Annotated in this window: 13 protein-coding genes; 6 read left to right on the top strand and 7 right to left on the bottom strand. The window is 64.3% G+C overall.

Annotated features, from left to right (window positions below; translation table 11 throughout):
• Positions 1–631: 631 nt before the first annotated feature.
• Complete coding sequence (locus tag DIE16_RS23775) at positions 632–2,800, top strand: M1 family metallopeptidase (RefSeq protein ID WP_124487880.1); 2,169 nt, start codon at positions 632–634, stop codon at positions 2,798–2,800.
• A gap of 181 nt (positions 2,801–2,981) precedes the next feature.
• On the opposite strand, the gene DIE16_RS23770 is transcribed toward DIE16_RS23775, so the two are convergent.
• Positions 2,982–4,010, bottom strand: coding sequence for a transporter (locus tag DIE16_RS23770; protein WP_124893549.1), 1,029 nt, complete (start codon positions 4,008–4,010; stop codon positions 2,982–2,984).
• Positions 4,011–4,213: 203 nt separating this feature from the next.
• The gene (locus tag DIE16_RS23765; protein ID WP_124522205.1) at positions 4,214–5,179 is read right to left on the bottom strand and encodes a phage tail protein; all 966 of its coding nucleotides are present in this window, start codon (positions 5,177–5,179) and stop codon (positions 4,214–4,216) included.
• Between the two features lie 121 nt (positions 5,180–5,300).
• Between DIE16_RS23765 and DIE16_RS23760 the strand changes: the two genes are divergently transcribed.
• The 5 genes from DIE16_RS23760 (at position 5,301) to DIE16_RS23740 (ending at position 12,952) form a co-directional block, all read left to right on the top strand.
• Positions 5,301–6,146, top strand: coding sequence for a M15 family metallopeptidase (locus tag DIE16_RS23760; RefSeq protein WP_044845915.1), 846 nt, complete (start codon positions 5,301–5,303; stop codon positions 6,144–6,146).
• Positions 6,147–6,447: 301 nt separating this feature from the next.
• Complete coding sequence (gene tssM / locus DIE16_RS23755; protein ID WP_124522208.1) at positions 6,448–10,395, top strand: type VI secretion system membrane subunit TssM; 3,948 nt, start codon at positions 6,448–6,450, stop codon at positions 10,393–10,395.
• Positions 10,392–11,381, top strand: coding sequence for a type VI secretion system-associated protein TagF (gene tagF, locus DIE16_RS23750; RefSeq protein ID WP_044845917.1), 990 nt, complete (start codon positions 10,392–10,394; stop codon positions 11,379–11,381). Before tssM ends, tagF begins: the two co-directional genes overlap by 4 nt.
• Before the next feature lie 4 nt (positions 11,382–11,385).
• The gene (locus DIE16_RS23745) at positions 11,386–12,336 is read left to right on the top strand and encodes an OmpA family protein (protein WP_124893535.1); all 951 of its coding nucleotides are present in this window, start codon (positions 11,386–11,388) and stop codon (positions 12,334–12,336) included.
• 40 nt (positions 12,337–12,376) lie between these two features.
• Entirely contained in the window at positions 12,377–12,952 is a 576-nt protein-coding gene (locus DIE16_RS23740; RefSeq protein WP_124487875.1) for a DUF3592 domain-containing protein, read from the top strand.
• 168 nt (positions 12,953–13,120) lie between these two features.
• Here the strand turns inward: DIE16_RS23740 and DIE16_RS23735 are convergent, their stop codons facing one another.
• The 5 genes from DIE16_RS23735 to DIE16_RS23715 all read right to left on the bottom strand — a co-directional run bounded on the left by DIE16_RS23735 (position 13,121) and on the right by DIE16_RS23715 (position 20,774).
• Entirely contained in the window at positions 13,121–15,415 is a 2,295-nt protein-coding gene (locus DIE16_RS23735; protein WP_124893534.1) for a DUF2235 domain-containing protein, read from the bottom strand.
• Positions 15,408–16,184: a DUF3304 domain-containing protein gene (locus DIE16_RS23730; RefSeq protein WP_124487919.1), complete on the bottom strand. Its 777-nt coding sequence runs from the start codon at positions 16,182–16,184 to the stop codon at positions 15,408–15,410. Before DIE16_RS23730 ends, DIE16_RS23735 begins: the two co-directional genes overlap by 8 nt.
• Positions 16,185–16,373: 189 nt before the next feature.
• Positions 16,374–17,177: a DUF3304 domain-containing protein gene (locus DIE16_RS23725; protein WP_124487918.1), complete on the bottom strand. Its 804-nt coding sequence runs from the start codon at positions 17,175–17,177 to the stop codon at positions 16,374–16,376.
• A 13-nt stretch (positions 17,178–17,190) separates the two neighbouring features.
• Entirely contained in the window at positions 17,191–18,213 is a 1,023-nt protein-coding gene (locus DIE16_RS23720; RefSeq protein WP_124893533.1) for a DUF4123 domain-containing protein, read from the bottom strand.
• Entirely contained in the window at positions 18,213–20,774 is a 2,562-nt protein-coding gene (locus DIE16_RS23715; protein WP_124893532.1) for a type VI secretion system Vgr family protein, read from the bottom strand. The genes DIE16_RS23720 and DIE16_RS23715 overlap by 1 nt, the downstream gene beginning before the upstream one ends.
• Between the last annotated feature and the right edge of the window lie 44 nt (positions 20,775–20,818).

Below are 20,818 nucleotides of genomic sequence, written 5' to 3'. Positions count from 1 at the left end.
TGCGGCAATCGATCGGCGGGTCGTCGCCGCATTGTACCGAGCGCGCCGCGCCACGCCCTGATTCGTAGTTTTCGCGCATCGGCGAGATCGTTAATAGATTAAAACTACGGAAACGAACGGCTAAACATAAAGCGAATTAATGCCTCCCAGCATTCAATGGCACGCGAAAAATTCAAGAGAAGCACTTTCTAATTTTTTCGTTTCCTTTACCCAAAACCATCAAGTATATTTACGCATCCTTCGAGCAGGCCGACAAACCTTCAAGCCGTATGACGGCGATTTTACGGAACGGCGACACGCCGTCCTTCCGTCCTGCGGCCTGGTACGGCCAGCCCCGTGGGTCGTCGGTTCAAAGGGAATGCACGCCAGCACAGGGCGGGCGGCCCCGTGTCGTGCGCGCGAAATCAATTCAGTACAACCCGCGCCCGGCCATTTTGAACCGGCCAGTTAACCGACATCCGGAAACACAGAGGGGGCAGTAAACCATGATTACCTTCACGTAGTCGGCCGGCCGTCTTTTCGAATAATCCGTCATTGGCATTTCTCGTCGCTGTTGATTAACGGCGAGGGATTTCTTTTGCCGGCGTTTTCGCAGCACTGAACGATTCTTTCAACAATCGAGGTTTCAGTCATGTCGATCAACATTCACAAGATGCGTTACCTGCCGCTGGTTGCCGCACTCGCGCTCGCCGGGTGCGGCGGCGACGACAGCGGCGTCGGCTCGGCTTCCGCACTCAGCTCCGCCGGCGCGCCGCACTCGAGCTCGTCGCCCGCCGCCAACACGCCGCCGTCAGCCTCCAACGTCGACAAGAGCGTGTCGCCCGTCGAGCTGCCGGACACCGTGGTACCGGTCAACTACCGGCTGTGGTTCCGCCCGAACGATGCGCTGAACGCGTTCGACGGGCGCGCCGACGTCGAGATCAAGGTGCTGAAGCCGGTCAACAACATCGTGATCGCCGGCCACCGGATCAAGTTCACGAACGGCCGCATCACGCTGCAGCCGGGCAACATCCAGCTGATCGCGACGCCGCAGGACAAGGGCGACTTCTACCAGCTGCGCCCCGTCGCCGGCACGATCGCGCCGGGCAACTATTCGCTGCACATGGAATGGTCCGGCATCATCAACTTCAAGTCGTACGACGATCCGGCCACGCAGACGGGCGGCAGCTGCGGCGACGATCCGTATCCGGGCTGCTCGGCCGCCGAAGGCGTGTTCCGCGTCGACCTGAAGGGCACCGACGGCAAGACGAGCGGCGCGATCCTCACGCAGGGCGAAACCAACCTGTCGCGCCAGTGGTTCCCGGGTTGGGACGAGCCGGCCTTCCGGCCGACCTATGAAGTGACGGCCGAAGTGCCGCAGAACTGGCGCGTCGTGTCGAACGCGGCCGAGAAGCCGTCGACCAACGTCGGCGGCGGCTACAAGCTCGTGCAGTTCGAGAAGACGCCGCCGATGCCGTCGTACCTGCTGTTCTTCGGCGGCGGCATGTTCGACACCTACGAGGACGACTTCTCGAGCCCGCTGCCGGGCGGCAAGGGCGGCCTGCACCTGCGCGTGTTCACGCCGCCGGGCATGAGCGACTGGGCCAAGCCGGCGATGGACCGCACCAAGCAGGCGCTCGATTTCTATTACCGCTACACGGGTATCCCGCTGCCGCTGACGAAGTTCGATACGGTCGCCGCGAACGACGCGTTCAAGGAGCAGAAGGACCTGAACTTCGGCGGGATGGAGAACTGGGGGTCGATCCTCGAGTTCGCCGACGACATCCTGCCGCAACCGGGCCAGCCGATGTCGCGCTACGGTAACGAGGTGCTGACGCACGAAGTCGCGCACCAGTGGTTCGGCGATCTCGTCACGGCCGACTGGTGGGACAACGTCTGGCTCAACGAGTCGTTCGCGACGTTCTTCGAGACGAAGACGACGATCCAGTTCTTCCCCGACGAGTTCAGCTGGCTCGACCAGGTGAAGAACAAGTATCGCGTGATCAATCGCGACATCGGCCCGAACGCGTTCCCGGTCGCGCCGAACTTCAACGACTGGGCATCGAACGACTTCGTGCTGAGCGCGAGCGCGTTCACGTACGACAAGGGCGGCCATGTGCTGAAGACGCTCGAGAACTATCTCGGCGAGCAGACGCTGCGAAAGGGCCTGCAACAATACCTGGTCGACTACTCGTTCGGCAACGGCACGCCGAAGCGCCTGTGGGATGCGCTGTCGAAGGAAAGCGGCCAGGCGGTCGGCCCGATCGGCGACAGCTACGTGCGCCAGACGGGCGTGCCGCTGATCTCGCTCGACACGCAGTGCGACATGACGAAGAACCAGACGGTCGTCACGCTGAAACAGCAGCCGTTCCCGAACAAGAACGCGTATCCGGGCCTGCAGTGGACGGTACCGATCACGCTCGCGTACGGCCAGGGTCTCGCGAAACGCACGACGCTCGCGCTGAAGGATACGCAGACGCAGACGCGGATCGACGGCTGCACGGGCGTGGTCGCGGATCCGAGCGGTCTCGACTACTACGTCGTGAACTACAGCGACGCCGCGTGGAGCGGCCTGCTCACGCAGGTCAACAGCTCGGTCGATCCGGTGCTGCTTGCGAACCTGAAGAGCGAGGCCGCGCTGCTCGTCGCGAACAACCTCGCGCCGGCTTCGCGTTCGACGTCGATCGGCTCGGTCGCTTCGCCGGCCGCGATGAAGCTGCGCCAGACGCCGAGCTTCGGCGGCATCGCGCCGACGGTGAAGGAACGTCCGTCGCTGCGCTACCAGGGCATGTTCAAGCCGCGCAAGACGCTGGTTCAGTAACGTGATCCGGCCGGCCGGTGCCGCGCGATACGCGGCGCCGGCCGGCGTTCGACGCTTCATGTCCCTTCACGTCCCTTCACCGCCTATCGCAGGCCCCGGATGCGGGGCCTGTTTTTTGTTGCCGCCGCGTGCGGCGCCGCGCCAATGCCGACCTGGCGCCGGTTCACGCCAATAACGGGCCCTAGCGATCGTCGCGCCGGCGAAACGCCCACCACGCGGCGAGTGCGGTAAAGCCCGCGACCAGCAGCACCATCAGCCAGAACCCGTGCTTGTTCTCCGAGAACGGCACGCCGCCGACGTTCATCCCGAAGAAGCCCGCGACGATGTTGATCGGCAGCGCGATCACGGTCACGAGCGTCAGCGTGAACAGCGTCCGGTTGTTCTGCTCGTCGAGCCGCGAACCGATCTCTTCCTGCAACAGCTTGATCCGCTCGTTGAGCCCAGACAGATCCGCGAGCACCAGCGAGAACTCTTCGGTCGATTCGCGCAGTTCCTGCACGTCTTCGGCGTGGAGCCACGCGGGCGGTTTCGCGAGCAGCCGGAAAATCGAGCCGGGCTCGGGCGCCAGCATGCGCTGCAGCCGCGTCAGCGTGCGGCGCATCGCGCCGAGCTCGATGCGGTTCGACGTGAGCCGTTGCGACAGGAAGCGATCCTCGATGCGATCGACGTCGATGCTCGTGCGCCGCATGATCTGGATCAGCAGGTCGGCCTGGTCGCGCAGCAGGTGCACGAGAAGTTCGGCCGGCGACCGGAACCGCTCGCCGTCGCGCACGCAGGCGCGCAGCGTATCGACCGAACGCAGCGGCTTGAGCCGCGCGGTGACCATGATGCGCCGCTCGACGTGGACGAACAGCGTCGCGATTTCCGACGGCGTCAGCTCGAGGTTGAACATCACGTCGTTGACGATCGCGCGCAGCGCGCCGTCCTCCTGCTCGATGCGCGTCGAGCGCGATCCTTCGTGGAGGAATTCGAAGAAGCTGTCGGGCAATCCGAGGTGCGTGCGCATCCAGCGCTCGCTCGCGCTGTGCGCGAGATTGAAGTGCAGCCAGACGAAATCGTCCGATGCGGCCGCATCGCGCTCGCGGCACGTGCGCAGCCATGCGGCGGCCGCATCGGCATCGAGCATCGCGCCCGATCCGCCCGGGACGAAGCGGAATCCGCACACCATGCCGGACGTATCGGCGCCGTAAGTCTGTACGATCAGGTCCATCGTGTCGAAGGTCGTGCGGCGCTCGCCGCGCCGCGCATCGCGCATTGCGGCGCCACGCCGGGAAATGGAAGGAAACGTATGCCCGATGCATGCGGCATTTTCGTGACATTGTCACATCCTGCCGTCCGGCGTAAGACGTCCCAAAAACAACGCGCCGCCCGGTGGGCGGCGCAGGTGCGATGTGCAGGCTGGTGTGATGCCGGTTACTGCCGCGTCTCCGACTGCGCGGCGGTCGGGCAGGCCGGATCCTTGCCCCAGTGGCCGTCGCAGACGCGCCAGCGGCACAGCTGATCCTCGAAGAAGCCGCGCTCCGCGCAATCCTTCACGCGCGATGCGAGCGAACCGCCCGTCGCGGCGGCCGTCTTGGTCGGCACGACCTGCCCCTTCTGCGCGGCGACCTTCTTGTCGGCCGGCTTCGTACGGGCGACGAGCGCGGCGAGCAGGTCCGCATCCGGGTCGTCCTTCCCGGATGCCTTCGCGCTCGCGGAACGGGTCGTCGCTTCGCGACGCTTCTTCGCCTGCGCGAGCTCCGCCTGCTGTTCCTTGTGATGCTTGCGAGCCTCCGCCTTCGCGTCGGCCTTCGCATCGGCCTTGCTGCGGGCGGCGACCTTGTCGCTCTTCGTGGCGTCGGCCTTCGCGGATTTCGTCGTCGCCGCTGCTGCGGCAGCCGTCGCGGCGACGGCGCCCGCCGTGGCCGCGCCCGATGCATCGTCGGCACCGTTCGCGAGCGCGCGCGACAAGCGGCTGTTGTCCGCGCCCGACGCGCCCGATGCGGACGCAACGACCTGGGACGCGGCATCGTCGTTGACGATCGTCGCCGTTTGCACGACGGGCGCAGCCGACGCGGCATTCTGCGCGACCTGCACGGCGGCGGCGCTGGCCGGCTCGGCCTTTGCCGGTGCCTGCACGGGCGCGGCGGCCACGACGGCCGCCTCGCCGGATTGCTGCTGCCAGCGCCATGCGCCCCAGCCGCCGACGGCGACCACGAGCGCGACGACAGCCGCGATCGGCCCCTTCAGCGAACGGCGCGGCGGTTCGGCCGGCGGCGTGACACGTCCTTCCAGATTCGCGAGAATGCGCGACTGCTGCGGTTCGCCCCCGCCTGCCGGTTTGGTATCGGATAGCAGGCTGGGCGGGGTTTTCGAATTTGAATTTTCCGGCGCACTCATTCAGCGTCTCATTGAATCCTGGTTTAATTCACCGCGATAATATAGCCCGGCCTCTCAAAGCAGCCTGATTCTAAGAGCAAGCATTGCAAAACACAATCAATTCCAATTTCCGGGGATTTCGTTGATTGCCGTCGCACTCGTCGCCTATTTCGCCCTTGCCGTCGCGGTTGCGGCACTGTTGCTTTTACCGGGTATCCGCGCGACCGTTTTCGAATCCGTCGCCCAGTTTCGCGGCCGCCTGACGCGCCGCGCGAACGATCACGCCGCACGTACGCGAAGTCAAATTGTTAAATCGGCAACCGTTACGCGCGGCGCATTAAGTGACGTGCAAAATTTACTGATCCGGCGGCGCTTGATGATTATGGTGTCGGCAGGTATTCTTGCGACGCCGCCATTGGTGGCCATTGCGTTACGCGGTCGGCAATTATTTCAGTACGACGACACGGCGCGCGTGCCTGACGAGAAGATCGCCGCGCTGCTGCAGGGCGAACAGCTCGTGCCGCCGCCGCCGTTGCCGCCGGAAGTCTTTGCCACGAAGGAAGTCGAACAGGTACGGCCTGCGCTGAGAGATGCAAGCCGCGACTGGAACCTGCTGGATCCCGATTTCCGTACGCGTTTGCTGCTGGTCTACAAGATCATGCACGAACAATATGGTTACGAGATGGCGCTGCTGGAAGGTTATCGGAGTCCGGAACGACAGAACCGGCTCGCGCAGATGGGCACCAACGTGACCAATGCGGCGGCCTTCCAGAGTTATCACCAGTTCGGGCTCGCGGCCGACAACGCGTTTCTGCGCGACGGCAAGCTGGTCATTTCCGAGAAAGATCCCTGGGCGATGCGCGGCTACCAGTTGTACGGACAGGTCGCCGAGCAAGTCGGCCTGACCTGGGGAGGCCGTTGGAAAATGATGGATCTCGGGCACGTGGAATACCATAAACCCGGTTTTAAACTGGGACGCGGCAGCTAGTCAGGGCTGCCGGACAAGAAATAATGAGGGCGGCATGGGGCTTTTTAATCACCCGGCAGGAAACGATTTGGGCGGCGCAAACGATCGGGCATTCCGTTGCGCGATTTTTTCAGGCCGCCGCTTCCGTTTTAATTCTCACAGCGTCCTTTCATTATTGCGCGCGCCTTCTCCGATGCCGCGGGCGCATTGATGCCAGCCCCCTTCATCCCGTTTGACAGCATGGCGACACATCGCGGCGCCACGCTTGCCGCTCGGCGCGCCTGCGTCGCCTCACCGAATCGCACCGGAACCTGAACGTCCTATGCAACGCATCCTCAACGTGCTGACTCATCCGCGTACGCTCTCGATTGTCGGGATCGTCGCGCTAGCGGCGATTCTCTTCATCGCTGCCGACATGCTGCAGCTGCCGCTCCTGTGGGCGGCGGTCGCCTTCGCGGCGATCCTCGTGCTGTGGCTCGGCGTCGCACTGGTGCGCCGCTGGCGCGTGAAGCGCGCGAACCGGCAGCTCGGGCAGGTGCTGGAAGAGCAGGCGGAAACCGGCAAGATCGCCGCGCCGGCCGCGGCCGCGCTCGCACCCGACACGAAGACCGCCGACCTCGACGTGCTGCGCACGCGCCTGTCCGACGCCGTGAAGACGATCAAGACGTCGAAGATCGGCCAGGTGTCGGGCGGCTCCGCGCTGTACGAACTGCCGTGGTACATCGTGATCGGCAACCCGGCCGCCGGCAAGAGCAGCGCCGTGCTGAACTCCGGCCTGCAGTTTCCGTTCGCGGACAAGAACAGCGCGGTGATCCACGGCATCGGCGGCACGCGTAACTGCGACTGGTTCTTCACGACCGAAGGAATCCTGCTCGACACGGCCGGCCGCTACTCGGTGCATGAGGAAGACCGCAGCGAATGGCTCGGCTTTCTCGGCCTGCTGAAGCGCTATCGTCCGAAGGCGCCGATCAACGGCATCATCGTCACCGCGAGCATCGCCGAACTCACCGGCAACCGCCCCGAGTTCGCGATCAACCTCGCGAAGAATCTCCGTCAGCGCGTTCAGGAACTGACGGAAAAGCTCGAGGTGTTCGCGCCGGTCTACGTGATGTTCACCAAGGCCGACCTGATCACCGGCTTCACCGAATTCTTCAGCAGCAGCGACAAGCACGAATACGACCGCGTGTGGGGCGCCACCCTGCCCTACGAGCCCGATGACAAGCGCGACGTGGTCGCGCAGTTCGACACGCACTTCGAGGAACTCTACGAAGGGCTGAAGGAAATCAGCGTCGCGCAGCTGTCGCTGTCGCGCGGCAACCAGCTGTCGCCGGGCCAGCTGAGCTTCCCGCTCGAATTCTCGACGATCAAGCCGTCGCTGCGCGCGTTCCTCGCGACGCTGTTCGAGAACAACCCGTTCCAGTACAAGCCTATTTTCCGCGGCTTCTACTTCACCAGCGCGCTGCAGGAAGGCGAAACCAACAGCGCCGCCGCGCAGCGCATCGCGCACCGCTTCGGCCTCGACGCGAGCGCGCTGCCCAAGCCGCACAGCGCGTTCTCGAAGAACGGCTTCTTCCTGCGCGACCTGTTCTCGAAGGTGATCTTCGCGGACCGCCAGACCGTGCGCCAGTTCGCGAGCCCGACCAAGACCCGGCTGCGCTACGCGACCTTCTTCGGCTTCGTCGCGGCGCTCGCACTCGCGCTCGGCGGCTGGACCTGGTCGACGATCGGCAACCAGCAGCTCGTCGCGAACGTGCAGGCCGACCTCGACAACGTCACGCGCCTGCAGCAGGGCCGCAACGACCTGCAGTCGCGCCTGCAGGCAATGGACATCCTGGAAGACCGCATCGAACAGCTCGAACAGTTCCGCCGCGACAAGCCGGTGTCGGTGTCGCTCGGCCTGTACCAGGGCGACCGTCTCGAGCAGCACCTGCTGACCGAGTACTACAACGGCGTGCGCCAGATCCTGCTCGCGCCGGTCTCGCAGAACCTCGCGTCGTTCATGAAGGACGTGAACGCGCATCCCGAACAGCTCGTGCCGATGACGCGCCCGCCGGAATCGGGGGCCGTGCAGGGCGGCGCGATTCCCGTGTCGACGAACCCGCCGGGCGCCACGCCGCTCGCCGGCGCCGCGCAAGGCGCATCCGCGGCGGCGGCCGCCGCCGCCGCGCCGCAACAGCCGGCCGCGCCGCAAGGCGGCCTCTACAGCGACGCGTCGCCGACCAACGTGCAGGACGCGTACAACGCGCTGAAGACTTACCTGATGCTGTCCGACAAGCGTCACGTCGAACAGGCGCACCTGACCGACCAGCTCGCCCGCTTCTGGCGCGGCTGGCTCGAGACGAATCGCGGCAACATGCCGCGCGACGAGATGATCAAGAGCGCCGAGCGCATGATCTCGTTCTATCTCGCCCGCGTGAACGACAACGACTGGCCGATGATCGACGCGAACCTCGCGCTCGTCGACCAGACCCGCGAGAACCTGCGCCGCGTCGTGCGCGGCATGCCGGCCCGCCAGCGCGTCTACGAGGAAATCAAGGCGCGCGCGTCGACCCGCTTCGCGCCGATGACCATCGCGCGCATCGTCGGCGACGGCAACCAGGGGCTGGTCGCCGGCAGCTATGCGATTCCGGGCACGTTCACGCGCGAAGCGTGGTTCGACTACGTGCAGCCGGCGATCCGCGACGCGGCGACCAAGGAACTGCAGGCGAAGGACTGGGTCCTGAACACGTCGACGCAGGACGACCTGACGCTGGAAGGCAGCCCCGAGCAGATCCAGAAGACTCTCGTCGGGATGTACAAGACCGAGTACGCGCAGCACTGGCAGAAGTTCATGCAGGGCATCGCGGTGCAGGGCTTCAGCAGCTTCGGCCAGGCCGTCGACGGGATGAACCGCCTCGGCGACCCGCAGGATTCGCCGATCCGCAAGATCCTCGAGACCGCGTACGACCAGACGTCGTGGGACAACCCGTCGCTGGCGAACGTCGCGATCAAGAAGGCGCAGACCGGCGTCGTGAACTGGGTCAAGCAGCTGTTCACGCGCTCGCAGGCCGGCCAGGTGGCGGCCGCGAACATCGACATCAACGGCAATCCGGCCGAGGTGCCGATGGGTCCGATCGGCCAGGAGTTCATCGGGCTCGCGCGGATCGTCGCGACGCACGACGGCACGTCGATGCTCAAGGGCTACATGGATTCGCTGTCGAAGGTCCGTACGCGCTTCAACGTGATCAAGAACCAGGGCGACCCCGGCCCCGGCGCGCGCCAGCTGATGCAGCAGACGCTCGACGGCAACGGCTCGGAACTCGCCGATTCGCTGAAGTTCGTCGACGAGCAGATGCTGACCGGCCTCACCGATTCGCAACGCAAGTCGCTGCGTCCGCTGCTGGTGCGGCCGCTGATGCAGGCGTTCTCGGTGGTGATCCAGCCTGCCAGCGCGGAAGTCAACAAGGTATGGAACGCGCAGGTCTACCAGCCGTTCCAGAGCTCGCTCGCGACCAAGTACCCGTTCGCGGCGAACGCGAAGGTCGAGGCCGGCGCCGGTGAAATCGCGCAGGTGTTCGGTCCGGACGGTGCGATCGCGAAGTTCGTCGGCACGACGCTGGGCCCGCTCGCGGTGCGCCGCGGCGACACGCTCGCCGCCCGCACGTGGGGCGACATGGGCATCGGCCTCACGCCCGACTTCACGAACGGCTTCGCGCGCTGGGTCGCGCCGCTCGCCGGCGGCGCCGCGGGCGGCGCGGCCGCGGCGGCCGAACCGCAGACCGTGTTCCAGATCCTGCCGCAGCCGAGCACGGGCACGACGGAATACACGATCGCGATCGACGGCCAGCAGCTGCGCTACCGCAACACGCCGCCGCAGTGGACCAACTTCGTGTGGCCGAACCCGCAGGGCTCGCCGGGCGCGACGCTGTCCGCGACGACCTTCGACGGCCGCACGGTGCAGCTCGTCAACGAACCGGGCCGCTACGGTCTCGAGAAGCTGATCAACTCGGCGCAGCGCAAGCGCCGTCCGGACGGCACCTTCGACCTCACGTGGGTCCAGGGCAGCGTGAACGTGTCGGTGACGATGCGCATCATCAGCACGTCGCAGCCGACCAGCAGCGGCGGCGACCAGCCGCAGCAGCAGAGCCTGCGCGGCCTGCAGCTGCCGTCGTCGGTCGCCGACGCGAGCGCGGGTGCCGCGCAGAACGCGACGCAGGCCGGCTCGGGCGCGCCGGCGGCCGCACCGGCCGTCGCGGCCGCCACCGCAACGAACGCACAGGGGGCGCAATGACGCAAACCGTTCAGGCGCAGATCGCCTACTTCGGCAAGATTCCGTCGCGCGGCGACTTCGTGAAGAGCCCGCACAATCCGCAGTTGCTGCAGACGCTCGATCGCTGGATCGCGCAAGCACTCGAACTGCTCGCGGAGGATCCGCGCTGGAAGATCGTCTACGAGGATGCGAAGCCGATGCATTTCGCGTTCCTCGGCTCGCGCAGCAAGCTCGCCATCGCGGGCCACATGGTCGCGAGCCACGACGTGTCGATGCGCCGTTTCCCGTTCCTCGGCGCGACCGCGCTCGAGGTCGACCGGCCGCTCGCGTTCCTCGCGCGCAGCCCGCTCGCGTTCGCGCGGCTGTGGTCGCGCGTCGCCGCGCAGATGCCGGCGCTGCTCGCGAAGGAGGAGCCGCCCGGCGCGCTGCAGGCGCTCGGCGATACGCAGGTGCCGATCGACGTCGGCGGCCCCGGCACATCGCATGACGGCACCTTCAACGACTTCATCGAACACCAGTCGCTGTACGGCCTGCAGCAGATGCTGCTCGAAAGCGGTCATCCGGTGCGGCTGCGCGGCGCGATGCTCGCGCTCGGTTCGCTGTTGCGGCCCGTGATGCAGAGTGGCTCGTCGCACATCGAGCGCGGCCTCACGCTGCCGCTGCCGGTCGACCCGTTCTATCGCAGCCTTGTCGCCGCGTTCTGGCTCGAACTGATCGCACCGTTCGTCGCGCAGGCCGACTTCGAGCTCGCGATCTTCATCGGCACGATCGCCGAACGCGAACGGCTGATCATCGGCTTCAACGGCGCGTCGTCGAAGACGCTGCTGAGCGTCGTCGATCCGCAGACCTACGCCGCCCACAACATCGACATCGACGATCCCGAGTGGATCGACGCCCATGCGCAAAACGATCACCAGATCAGCAAGCTCGTCAGCTACCTCGACCAACCGCAACTCTCGCTGCGCGTCGCCATCGACGCCTTCCGCGAAGCGTTCATCGGAGGCTGACGGGATGCAACGCACGATTCAGGTCCGGCGCACGCGCTTGTCGCCCTTCGTTGCCGCCCTCGCCGCTACCGGCCTCGTCGCCTGCGGCGCGGCCTATGCGCAGAACACGGGCGGCGCGACCGTCACGCCGGTCGGCAACGGCACGGTCGCGACCGCTGCCCTGCCCGCGAACGCCAACCCCGGTGCCGCGCCGGCCACGGCGTCCGGCACGGTGGTGCGCGGCACGGCCGGCACGATCGCACCGCCGCCCGCGAACGCGACGCCCGGCCAGGTGGTGGTCGGCGGCAAGGTGCCCGACGAGGCGACCAAGGCCGCCGTGCTGCAGAAGCTGCGCGACACCTACGGCGCGGCGAACGTGGTCGACCAGATCGAGGTCGGCGACGTCGCGACGCCGCCGAACTGGAGCGCGAACGTGCAGAAGCTGCTCGGTGCGCAGTTGAAGCAGATCAGCAAAGGCCAGCTGAAGATCAACGGCACGCAGATCGAGATGAAGGGCGAGGTGCACAACGAGGCGCAGCGCCAGCAGCTCGCGAGCGACATGGCGAATACGCTGAATCCGACTTATACGATCAAGAACGGGCTGCGCGTGTCGGCGTCCGAGCAGGGGCTGCTCGACCAGACGCTCGCGAATCGCACGATCGAGTTCGAAACGGGCAGTGCGACGCTCACGCCGCAAGGCAGGCAGATTCTCGATCAGATGGCGGCCGCGCTCGCGAAGATGCAGAACCGCACGGTCGACATCATCGGGCATACCGACAACTCCGGGAACCGGACGTCGAACATCGCGCTGAGCCAGGCGCGTGCGGATGCGGTGAAGGGGTATCTGATCACGAAGAGCATCCCGCCGCAGCAGATGACGACGACGGGGGTCGGGCCGGATCAGCCTATTGCGCCGAATGATACGGCCGAAGGGCGGGCGAGGAATCGGCGGATCGAGTTCCGGGTGGGCCAGTAGGCGGAGCATTCGGGGGTATGGCGAGAATCCAGCAATTCCGATGAAATTCGCTCTGCGCTGCTTGCGATCGGCCATTCTTCTGGTTTTCGGTGCGGTCTTCGTGCTGGTGGGCGCATCGGGCGTCATCAATTCGGCCATCCTCGTTCGCGCTGGTGCATGGCCTCATGTCCCCGCCTTCGTCGAGCGATGCGAGTTGTCTCTGCGATATGGCAAGTCCGACGTGACATGGGAAGCGCGCGCCGTCTTCCGCTATGGTGCAGGGCAGACGCAGCACTACGACACGACGTGGCGGCCTGCCGGGTCGCCTGTTTATTCGCGTTCGGCCGCGTCGAACATCGGTCGCGAACAGTTCGCCGCGTTCACGAAGACGTATTGCGGCGAGGCCGGGAACGATGGTCTGCGCGTTTCGCCGATGTTTCCGGGTATTGCGCGGCGCAACGAAGCGGTTGTGGGCGGGGAATGGGTACGAGAAATCGGATTCGGTCTGTTCGCCTTGGTCGGCGGCTTGATGCTGTGTGCGGTGAGCATTGCGCTGCTTCCGTGGATCGAGGATCGCAAAAAGCATGCGGTGCGGCGCAAAGCACGGCGCGCGCGGAATCGCGCCAGCGGTGCGTGATGCGGACGTGCAGGCCGGTTTCGCGGAGTTGCTTGTAGGCCAGGCGCCATGCTGAATCTGCCGTGAGTCGATGTTCGGCGGTTCAGCATTCGAATATGGCGGTCATCTCGCGGAGCGCTCTTCCCTGATAGACAGCGAGGCTGGCGCTCCGTCATCCAGCAACGCCGCTCAATGAATGGGGGGAGTTGTGCCGCCCTTGTAGCCCCGCGCCCATTCCTGGCTCTGCTTGGCCGCCTGGTCGATACGTGCCGCGGCAAGATCGTCTTTCTTGCGCTGCTTCGCTTCCTTTGCGAGATCGCTCGACCCGAACGTATCCTTGTCGCGAGTGCGGAAGTACAGTGACGGCGCCAGCACGTGGTCTTGCCAGCTCGTCAACAACGTATCGTGGACAAGCATGTCGAACAGCGCCATGACCTCCTGCGGAAGCGGATGCTTGCCTTCGACCCCTTCCTTCCAGGCCGACACCAGCTCCATCTCGGCTTCCGGCAGCATAGCCGCCTCGATCGCGTCCGCGCTCGCCTTGTTATTGGAGTCCCACGAATCCGGCATGTTACGGATACGCTCGGCGGATTGCTTCAGGCCGTCCTGATACGACGCGCGGCGCAGCTTCTTTGCCGCTTCCTTCTCGAGACGCTCCCAGACCGTCGAATAGTCCTTCGGCGCTTCCGCGATCAGCTTCTCATAGCGCTTTTGTGCCGCGTCGCTCGCTGCCTTCATGCCCCGCAGCTTCGCCTGGTCCTCCTGGCTGCGGCTGGCCAGCATGCTCATGTTGATGCCTTGTCGCTGCAGTTCCCAGTCGAGTTGCGACTTCGCCGTCTTGCGCTGCAGGTCAGCGTCGCTCATGTTGCGTTTCCAGTCGGCAACCGGGTCGGCAATCGTGCGGCGGAAGTCGGGATCCATGTAGCGGGCTGCAATCCAGCGCATGAAGACTTTCGAATGCTCCATGAAGTCGGCGCCGGGCTTGCGCGGGACGAGGGTGCGGTAGGCGTTGACCAGCGCCTTGATTCGATACTCCTTACCACCGTACTTGATCGGATCCGAGAGCTTGAAACGCTTGAACACCGGCGCGTTGTACAGGTACAGATCCTCCATGGTGTCCATGACCGCGCCCGCCTTGATCGCTTCCAGCAACATGTCTTGCAGCGGGACTCTCATCAATTCGGCATTGAGCCCCATGGCCCCGCTCGGCGCGCCGCCGACGACATCACAGCTCGTGCCCGGATAGAGAAACTGTTCGCCACGGGTTTTCTCGAGACTGTCGAGTCGCTGATAGAAGCGCATCTCATGCGCAGCGGCAAAATGAACGCAGCGCTGCACACTGGCCGGGATGGCGAGAGGACGATCCTTGAAGCTGGTTTTGAGCATACCCAGATAAGGCACCATTCCGATCAGCTCGCCGGCCTCCTCCGACATGATGGACGAAACTGCATCGAGCAATCCGACGAATTTGATCTGAATCGACACACCGTCAATAGCGAGATCCGTGTCGTCCCTGCGCTTGTATTTCTCCGCCAGATCGTTGATGAACGCACGTGCGAGCACGCACCCTCGATCCGCGCCGAACACCGAAACCTCGATCGCCCGGACTTTCGGCATCTGGCTCTTGACGGCCTCGTACGCAGTCTTGAACTGGTCCTTGGCGGCGATCAACCGCGTATCGACACCTGTGCCGAAAGCTTTGGCCATGACGGAATTGTCACGCACGATCGGCACGTTCTCCATCGCTATACCGACAAAGAGGCTGCGAGCGACCGCCCAGCCCGCCTTCATCGGAGTGCCTTTGACGTTGTTCTTGAAGTCGTTCTTCGCGTTGCGCCACAGCAGCGTTCCGGTCGCCTTGGTTCGTTCCCAGTATCGCTCCGGCGATGCATTCAAGACGTTCATGACACGCCGCGCCTGAGCGGGAATGCGTTCGATATCCTTCCGAAGATCCTGGAATGCCTTGTCGATTGGTCGAAGCGAGAAGTCCCCCTCGAGGAACCCATCGATGAGCTGCTTCTTTACGTCGTCGACACGTTTTTTTACGCTGGCCTGCTTGAGCGGCGTATTGACGCGCGTGAACGACTTGGCGACCGATTGCGCTCCGCTCAACGCCTTCTTGCCCCCCATCTTGCTCGCGGCTACGGCAGCATTGATCCATTCCTCGGCCTTGGCTGACTCGTTGAGGGGCGTGCCCAATCCCGAATAATAGAAGCGAAACCAGAACTGATTCGCGGGCCGTCTCGGATCCTCCATATCGCGATGCGCTTCCCAGAGCCGGGCGATATTGGAGTATTGCGAACTCGATGGATCGTCGATATCGCGATGGCGTCCGAATGCATCGAAGAAAAAGCCCATCCGAATCGTCGCGCCGCACGGCATGCAATCGCCCTTCGGGTACATCGTCGCATTCCGGTTTGCGATTTGGGCGTATACGGATGTTGGCGTCGCGTCATCCGGATCGAGTTTGACTCTTTCAGCCATGCTTTTTCTCCTCGACACGCGGCGGCGGAACCAGCCCGTCGGATATGGGTGGCACTGCGACCGGTTCGAACTTGTCGCTCGTCAATTCAGACAGAACATTCTTCGGCAACGATTGCATGGACTTCGCAAAAGCGCCTGGCTTGCCGGCATCCGCTTGCAACATGCGCTGGATCTCCGGATGCGAGTCGAAGCGACTGTTCACGAGCAGGTTGTAGTAAGCGTACTGCTTCAAATCGTCGAGATCGACGAGGCGGTACTTCAACCATGCCAACGCAACAACTCGAGCGACACGACGAAACTGCTGGTCTTCACGCTCGTCGTACCGCTTGCTCAATTGCGCCTGATACCTGCTCGCCATCCAGCGCGACACATCGATCATCGGAATACGCGATTCGTCCATCAACGCGCCAGGAAACTGAAGCTCGACGTGACGATCCGGATAGAAGTGAACCTCGAGGATTCGATCGCCTACCTTCTCCGGAACCTGCGATGGGGGCAACGTCGCCTTTGCCTCGGCGTGAAGCGTTTCCTCATTGCCTTTATGCCACTGGTCGACGTCGACGTAATTCCACTTGACCGTGAACTCGGTTCCCTGGAGCTTGTAGCAACACGTCACCCCGCCCCCACCACCCGGCAAGCTGTTCCCCCCACCCGCCTTGTTTCCGTGGGCATCGGTGATCGTGAACCCGTCCAGGTTGTACGGCAGATAGTTGTGAGCGATGACCGAAACGCCGCTATATGTCGGCTCCGACTTGCCGCACGCCGCCATGGCCGTCACGAGCAGACACCCAGCCAGAACACGGCTCGCCAGCCCCGAAAATCCCGTCGTGCTATTCACTGATGTTTTCCTTCCGAATATTGTCGAGCATGCGTTGCAGGCATATCCCACGCATCGGTATCGTTCCGCCCGTCACGTAAGCGGCCCTTCCACTCATAGCCAGAACCTCTCTCCACGAAATCAACCATGTCGCGCCTCGTCCATACGCGGTGACGGCAGCAAGCCGTCAGGAACCGCCGGGACAGCCACGGGTTCGAAGCGGCCGCTCGCCAAAGCCGACAGCACGTTCTTCGACAAGGTCTGCATCGACTTCGCGAACGTACCGGGTTGACTGGCATCAGTCTGCAAGATGCGCTGGACCGTCGGGTGCGAATCGAATCGACTGTTCACCAGCAGGTCGAAGTACACGTATTGCGCGAGATCACGCCAGTCGGTCAGCCGATATTTCAGCCACGCAGCAGCCACTGCACGCGCGATGCGACGATGCGATTGCCCGTCCGTATCTGCAAATTTCCTATCCAGTTGCGCCTGATAACGAGTCGCCATCCATCGGGAAACCTCGACGATCGGAATACGCGACTTGTCGAGAAGTTCGCCCGGAAATTGAAGCTCGACGTGACGATCCGGATAGAAATGAACTTCGAGAATGCGGGCGCCGAGCTGCTCAGGAACGACCGACGGTGGCATCACGACCTTTGTCTCGACCTCCTGCATGTGCGAGTCGTCCATCGTCCATCGGTCTGCATCGTAATACTTCCATTCGACCGTGAACTCGGCGCCCTTGAGTTGGTAGCAACACGTCACGCTCCCCCCACCTGCACCCGGCGGGTCGTCCCCGCCGCCGCTTGCCTTGTTTCCAAACGCGTCCATCACGGTGAAGCCGCTCATGTTGTACGGCAGATAATTCCGACCCATTACCGAAACTCCGCTATACACCGGCTCCGACTTGCCACACGCGCTCAAAGCCGCCGCAACCAGGCACATCGCCGGCGCGGACCTACGCCACGCCACGAAGCGCCTCCATCGATTCCCGCTCGTGCGCATCGCGAATCGCATTCCATGTCGCGTCGTCGATCGTCGCCAACGCGTCATTGAGCGTCGTCTCTCCATGCGCCACGGCTCCAAGGCACACCCGCACCGCCGGATGCTCGTCGAACCGGGGCGCAACCAGCACGCCCGTCATTACGTAGCACTGCAATTCCGCTTCTTCGGCAATCCCGTGCGCTGCTGCGCGTTCGAGTTGCTCGACAACCTGATCATGGAGTTCCGCATCGGACAGGTGATCGACCACCGCCGCCATCGTCTCGCGAAACTTCAGCACGAGCTTGTCCGGGTACCCGAGCTCGATCAGTAGCGCGTGCTGCCGCTCGCTGAGGTCCGGTGCGTCGCTTGCCGACATCACACCTTCAACCGCCGGCGTGTCGTTGCGCCACACGACTTCGTCGAGCCGACGATCGCGATATCGGATCTCGCTAAACGGCGCGACGAACTGCTGCGCCTGCGTGTCGCTCCACACCTGTCGGAGCCGCCCGAATACAAGATTGTCGAAGAAGAACAGGTAGTACGCGCGACCGTTCGGCAGCGCGTACTTCACGTACTGGCGCAGATGTGCATCCAGCGCGTCGAACGACCACGCCGAGCACAACCACGTCACCGCATGCAGATCGACGGCATCCAGCCACAGCTGACGCAGCACGCGATGCTGCTCCGCATCCCCGCCGTCGAGTGCGCGACCGTCGAACGCAATCAGGTACGGTGCGATATCCGTATAGGCATCCAGCCCGGTATCGGTCCAAAGGGACGCGTAACGCAGGCCGCGCACGGCTGCCAGCTGCGTGTCCAGCTCCTGATAACCGCGCGTGTCGACGAGCACGTAAAGACGCATCGGTCTGCCGTCGCCGGCCTCGTGCTCCAGCGATGCCTTCAGCGTCTCCACGAATGCCGGCCATTCACGCTCGCGCGGACTGGGCCCATCCGCCGCCATCTCGATGGTGTCACCCGTATCGTTGACTTCGTCCATCAATCCGCCTCGACCATCGACTCGCGCCCGCTATGCGCATTCAGCACGCATTGCTTGCACGTGCCGCCCGGCATCGCGGGCAGCGGATACTGCATGCTCGTCGGTCCGCTGAACTGGTGCTGAGCGCCCTTGAAATCTACCTTCCCCGGCGCGTGAATCTCGATGTTGCCGCCCTTGATCCGGATATAGGCGCCACCCGACGTGAGCAGGATCTCCTGCTTCGCGGCCACGTCGACGGCCTCGGTCGCCGCCATCATCTTCACGGTCTTCTGCGCTGTGAGTTCGATGCTGTCCGCATGCGCCTGAACCTCGACCTTGCCCTTCGCGGCGAACAGCTTCATCCCGGCGTTCTGCGCGAACAGGCTGATGCGATCCCGGATGCCGGCGATCAGCGACTTCCCGCTGGTAATGAACGTACTTTGACCACTGACGATATTGGTCTGCCGGTCGCTCGCCAGGTGCACCGACTGCTGCGACGCCCCCCCAATCCCCGCCGGGCTCGCGAACAACATCACCGGCTCCTTGAACGCATTCGCATTCCCCGTCCCGCCGCCTGCAGTCCTGCCGCCACCCGAGGCCGCCCCCGCCACGCTGTTCTGCGTCGTCTCGGCGAATTGCTTGAGCGCATCGTGACCGGTGCCGAGACTCTCCGCCTGATGCATCTCGCTGACCTGCGACATCGATTCGATCAGCCCCTGCGCATTGCCAAGCTGCTGCTTCGCCTCACTCACGTCGAGCGGCTGGCTGTTCGCCTGCTTCGGATGCGTCGTCACGTACAGGCCCTGCCCGGCTCGCATCGCGCCGTACGCATCCGTGCGCAGGTCGAAGCCTGAGCCGAGATACGCACCGCGCGTGTTCCCGTTCTGCTCGATCAGATAGCCGAGATGAAGCAGCGAATTCGCACTGCTGCTGAACAGGCGCGCGCGGTTCTGCCCGGTCGCGTCGTCGAGCACCATCTCGTTGTGCCCCGATCCTGCATACTCCTTCGACCGGAAGCCCGACAGGATCCCGTTGCTATGCCACTGCGGCCTGGTCGCACCGTTGTACACGCGATGCATGACGATCGGCCGGTCGCAGTCGCCGCCGATGTAGCCGATCAGCACTTCCTCGCCGACCCGCGGAATATGCACGCCGCCGTACCCGCCGCCGGTATCGGACTGCACGACACGCATCCAGCACGACGCGTTCTCGCGGCCTTCGCTCTGGCGGTCCCAGACGAACATGACCTTGATCCGGTTCCGCTCGTCCGTATAAACCTCTTCGCCCTTCGGCCCGACGACGATCGCCGTCTCGAGCTGCATCGCGGGCTTGCGATGCTCGAACGGGCTGCGGTACGGCACGCTCGCGCGCTGCGCTTCGACCTCGACGAGATAGAACCCGGCGGAGCCGTCGTCATGCCCAACTTCGAATGCCGCCGCTTCCCCGTGACCGGCCTTCACCTGCGCCAGCTGGTCCTGCAGGCTATGCGGAAAGCTCGCTTCGTGGTCCGAAACCGGCAGATTGTTCTCGATGTACCGCGTGACGCCGATGGCCGCGAACTCGCGCTCGCTCGCCGAATCGCGGTCGTGCTCGGGATGACCGGTCAGCGTGAAGCGCCGGCCGGCATCGATCGCGCGCACGCCGCCCACGCCGAAGAAGCGCTTCGCGCGCGACTCCCATTCCTCGAGACGAATCTTCGACAGGTGTTCGCCGCGGTCCTGGCCCGGATACGTGTACGCGCCGGTGTATTCATAGATTTCCGCCTGGCCCGGCAGGTCCCCCTGGCCGGCCTTGGTCGGCAGCGACGTGCCGTTCGGATTGCCCGCCGACGACGGCGCTTTGTAGTCGAAGGTGCGCGTCGTGTGCAGCGTGCTTTGCAACGTCCGCGATGCGGTCCATTGCGTAAACCCGGCGGTTTCGGTGCCGCTGCCGGAACGATCGAACGTAACGACATTCGGGGACAGCGCATCGACCGCATGCACGTCGTCGGTGATGACGAGCGTATGCGCCTTCCCGTCTTCGCTGTGCCGCCAGAACCCGAACAGCCCTTCGTCCTCCATCAGCCGGTGCACGAAGTTCCAGTCGGTTTCGCTCTGGCGACAGTACGACCGGGACGGCAACGGTTTCGACAACGCGAACTGGTATTGGCCCCTGGCCTGCGGATGCGTATCGAACACGTCGGAGAGAATCGCGTCGACCGGCTGGTCCTGCCAGTACCGCATGTCGCTGCGGAACTTGAGGAAATGCATCCACGACGCGAAGCGCAGCTGGTAACTCGACAGGCTGCCGTCGGCGCCGAGCCGTCGCGCCGTGTGGACGTAGCCGTTGATCGGCAGATACGACTTGTCAGGCTGCTGGATCCACAGCGTGATCGGCTGCGCGATCAGCGTCTTGAACTCGACGTCGCTCGCGGTGGACACCAGATCGATCGCCACGCTGAAATCGCGGCCGAGCGCCGAACGGGTTACCGCGCGGCGCGGCACGAGCGCATTGTTCGGCAGCGACGGGATGTCCGTCTTCAGCAGCCGATCCTGCTGGATCAGGCCACCACGAATCGCCTGTGCCAGTTCGGTCACGTTCATGCGTCACCCTTCTTCTCGTTCATCGCGAGCCCGCCGGGCCCGCG

The sequence above is a fragment of the Burkholderia sp. Bp9090 genome, assembly GCF_003857985.1.
GTDB lineage: Bacteria > Pseudomonadota > Gammaproteobacteria > Burkholderiales > Burkholderiaceae > Burkholderia.
Note: the sequence above shows the minus strand (reverse complement) of the source record. Positions and strands in the feature narration are given on the sequence as shown.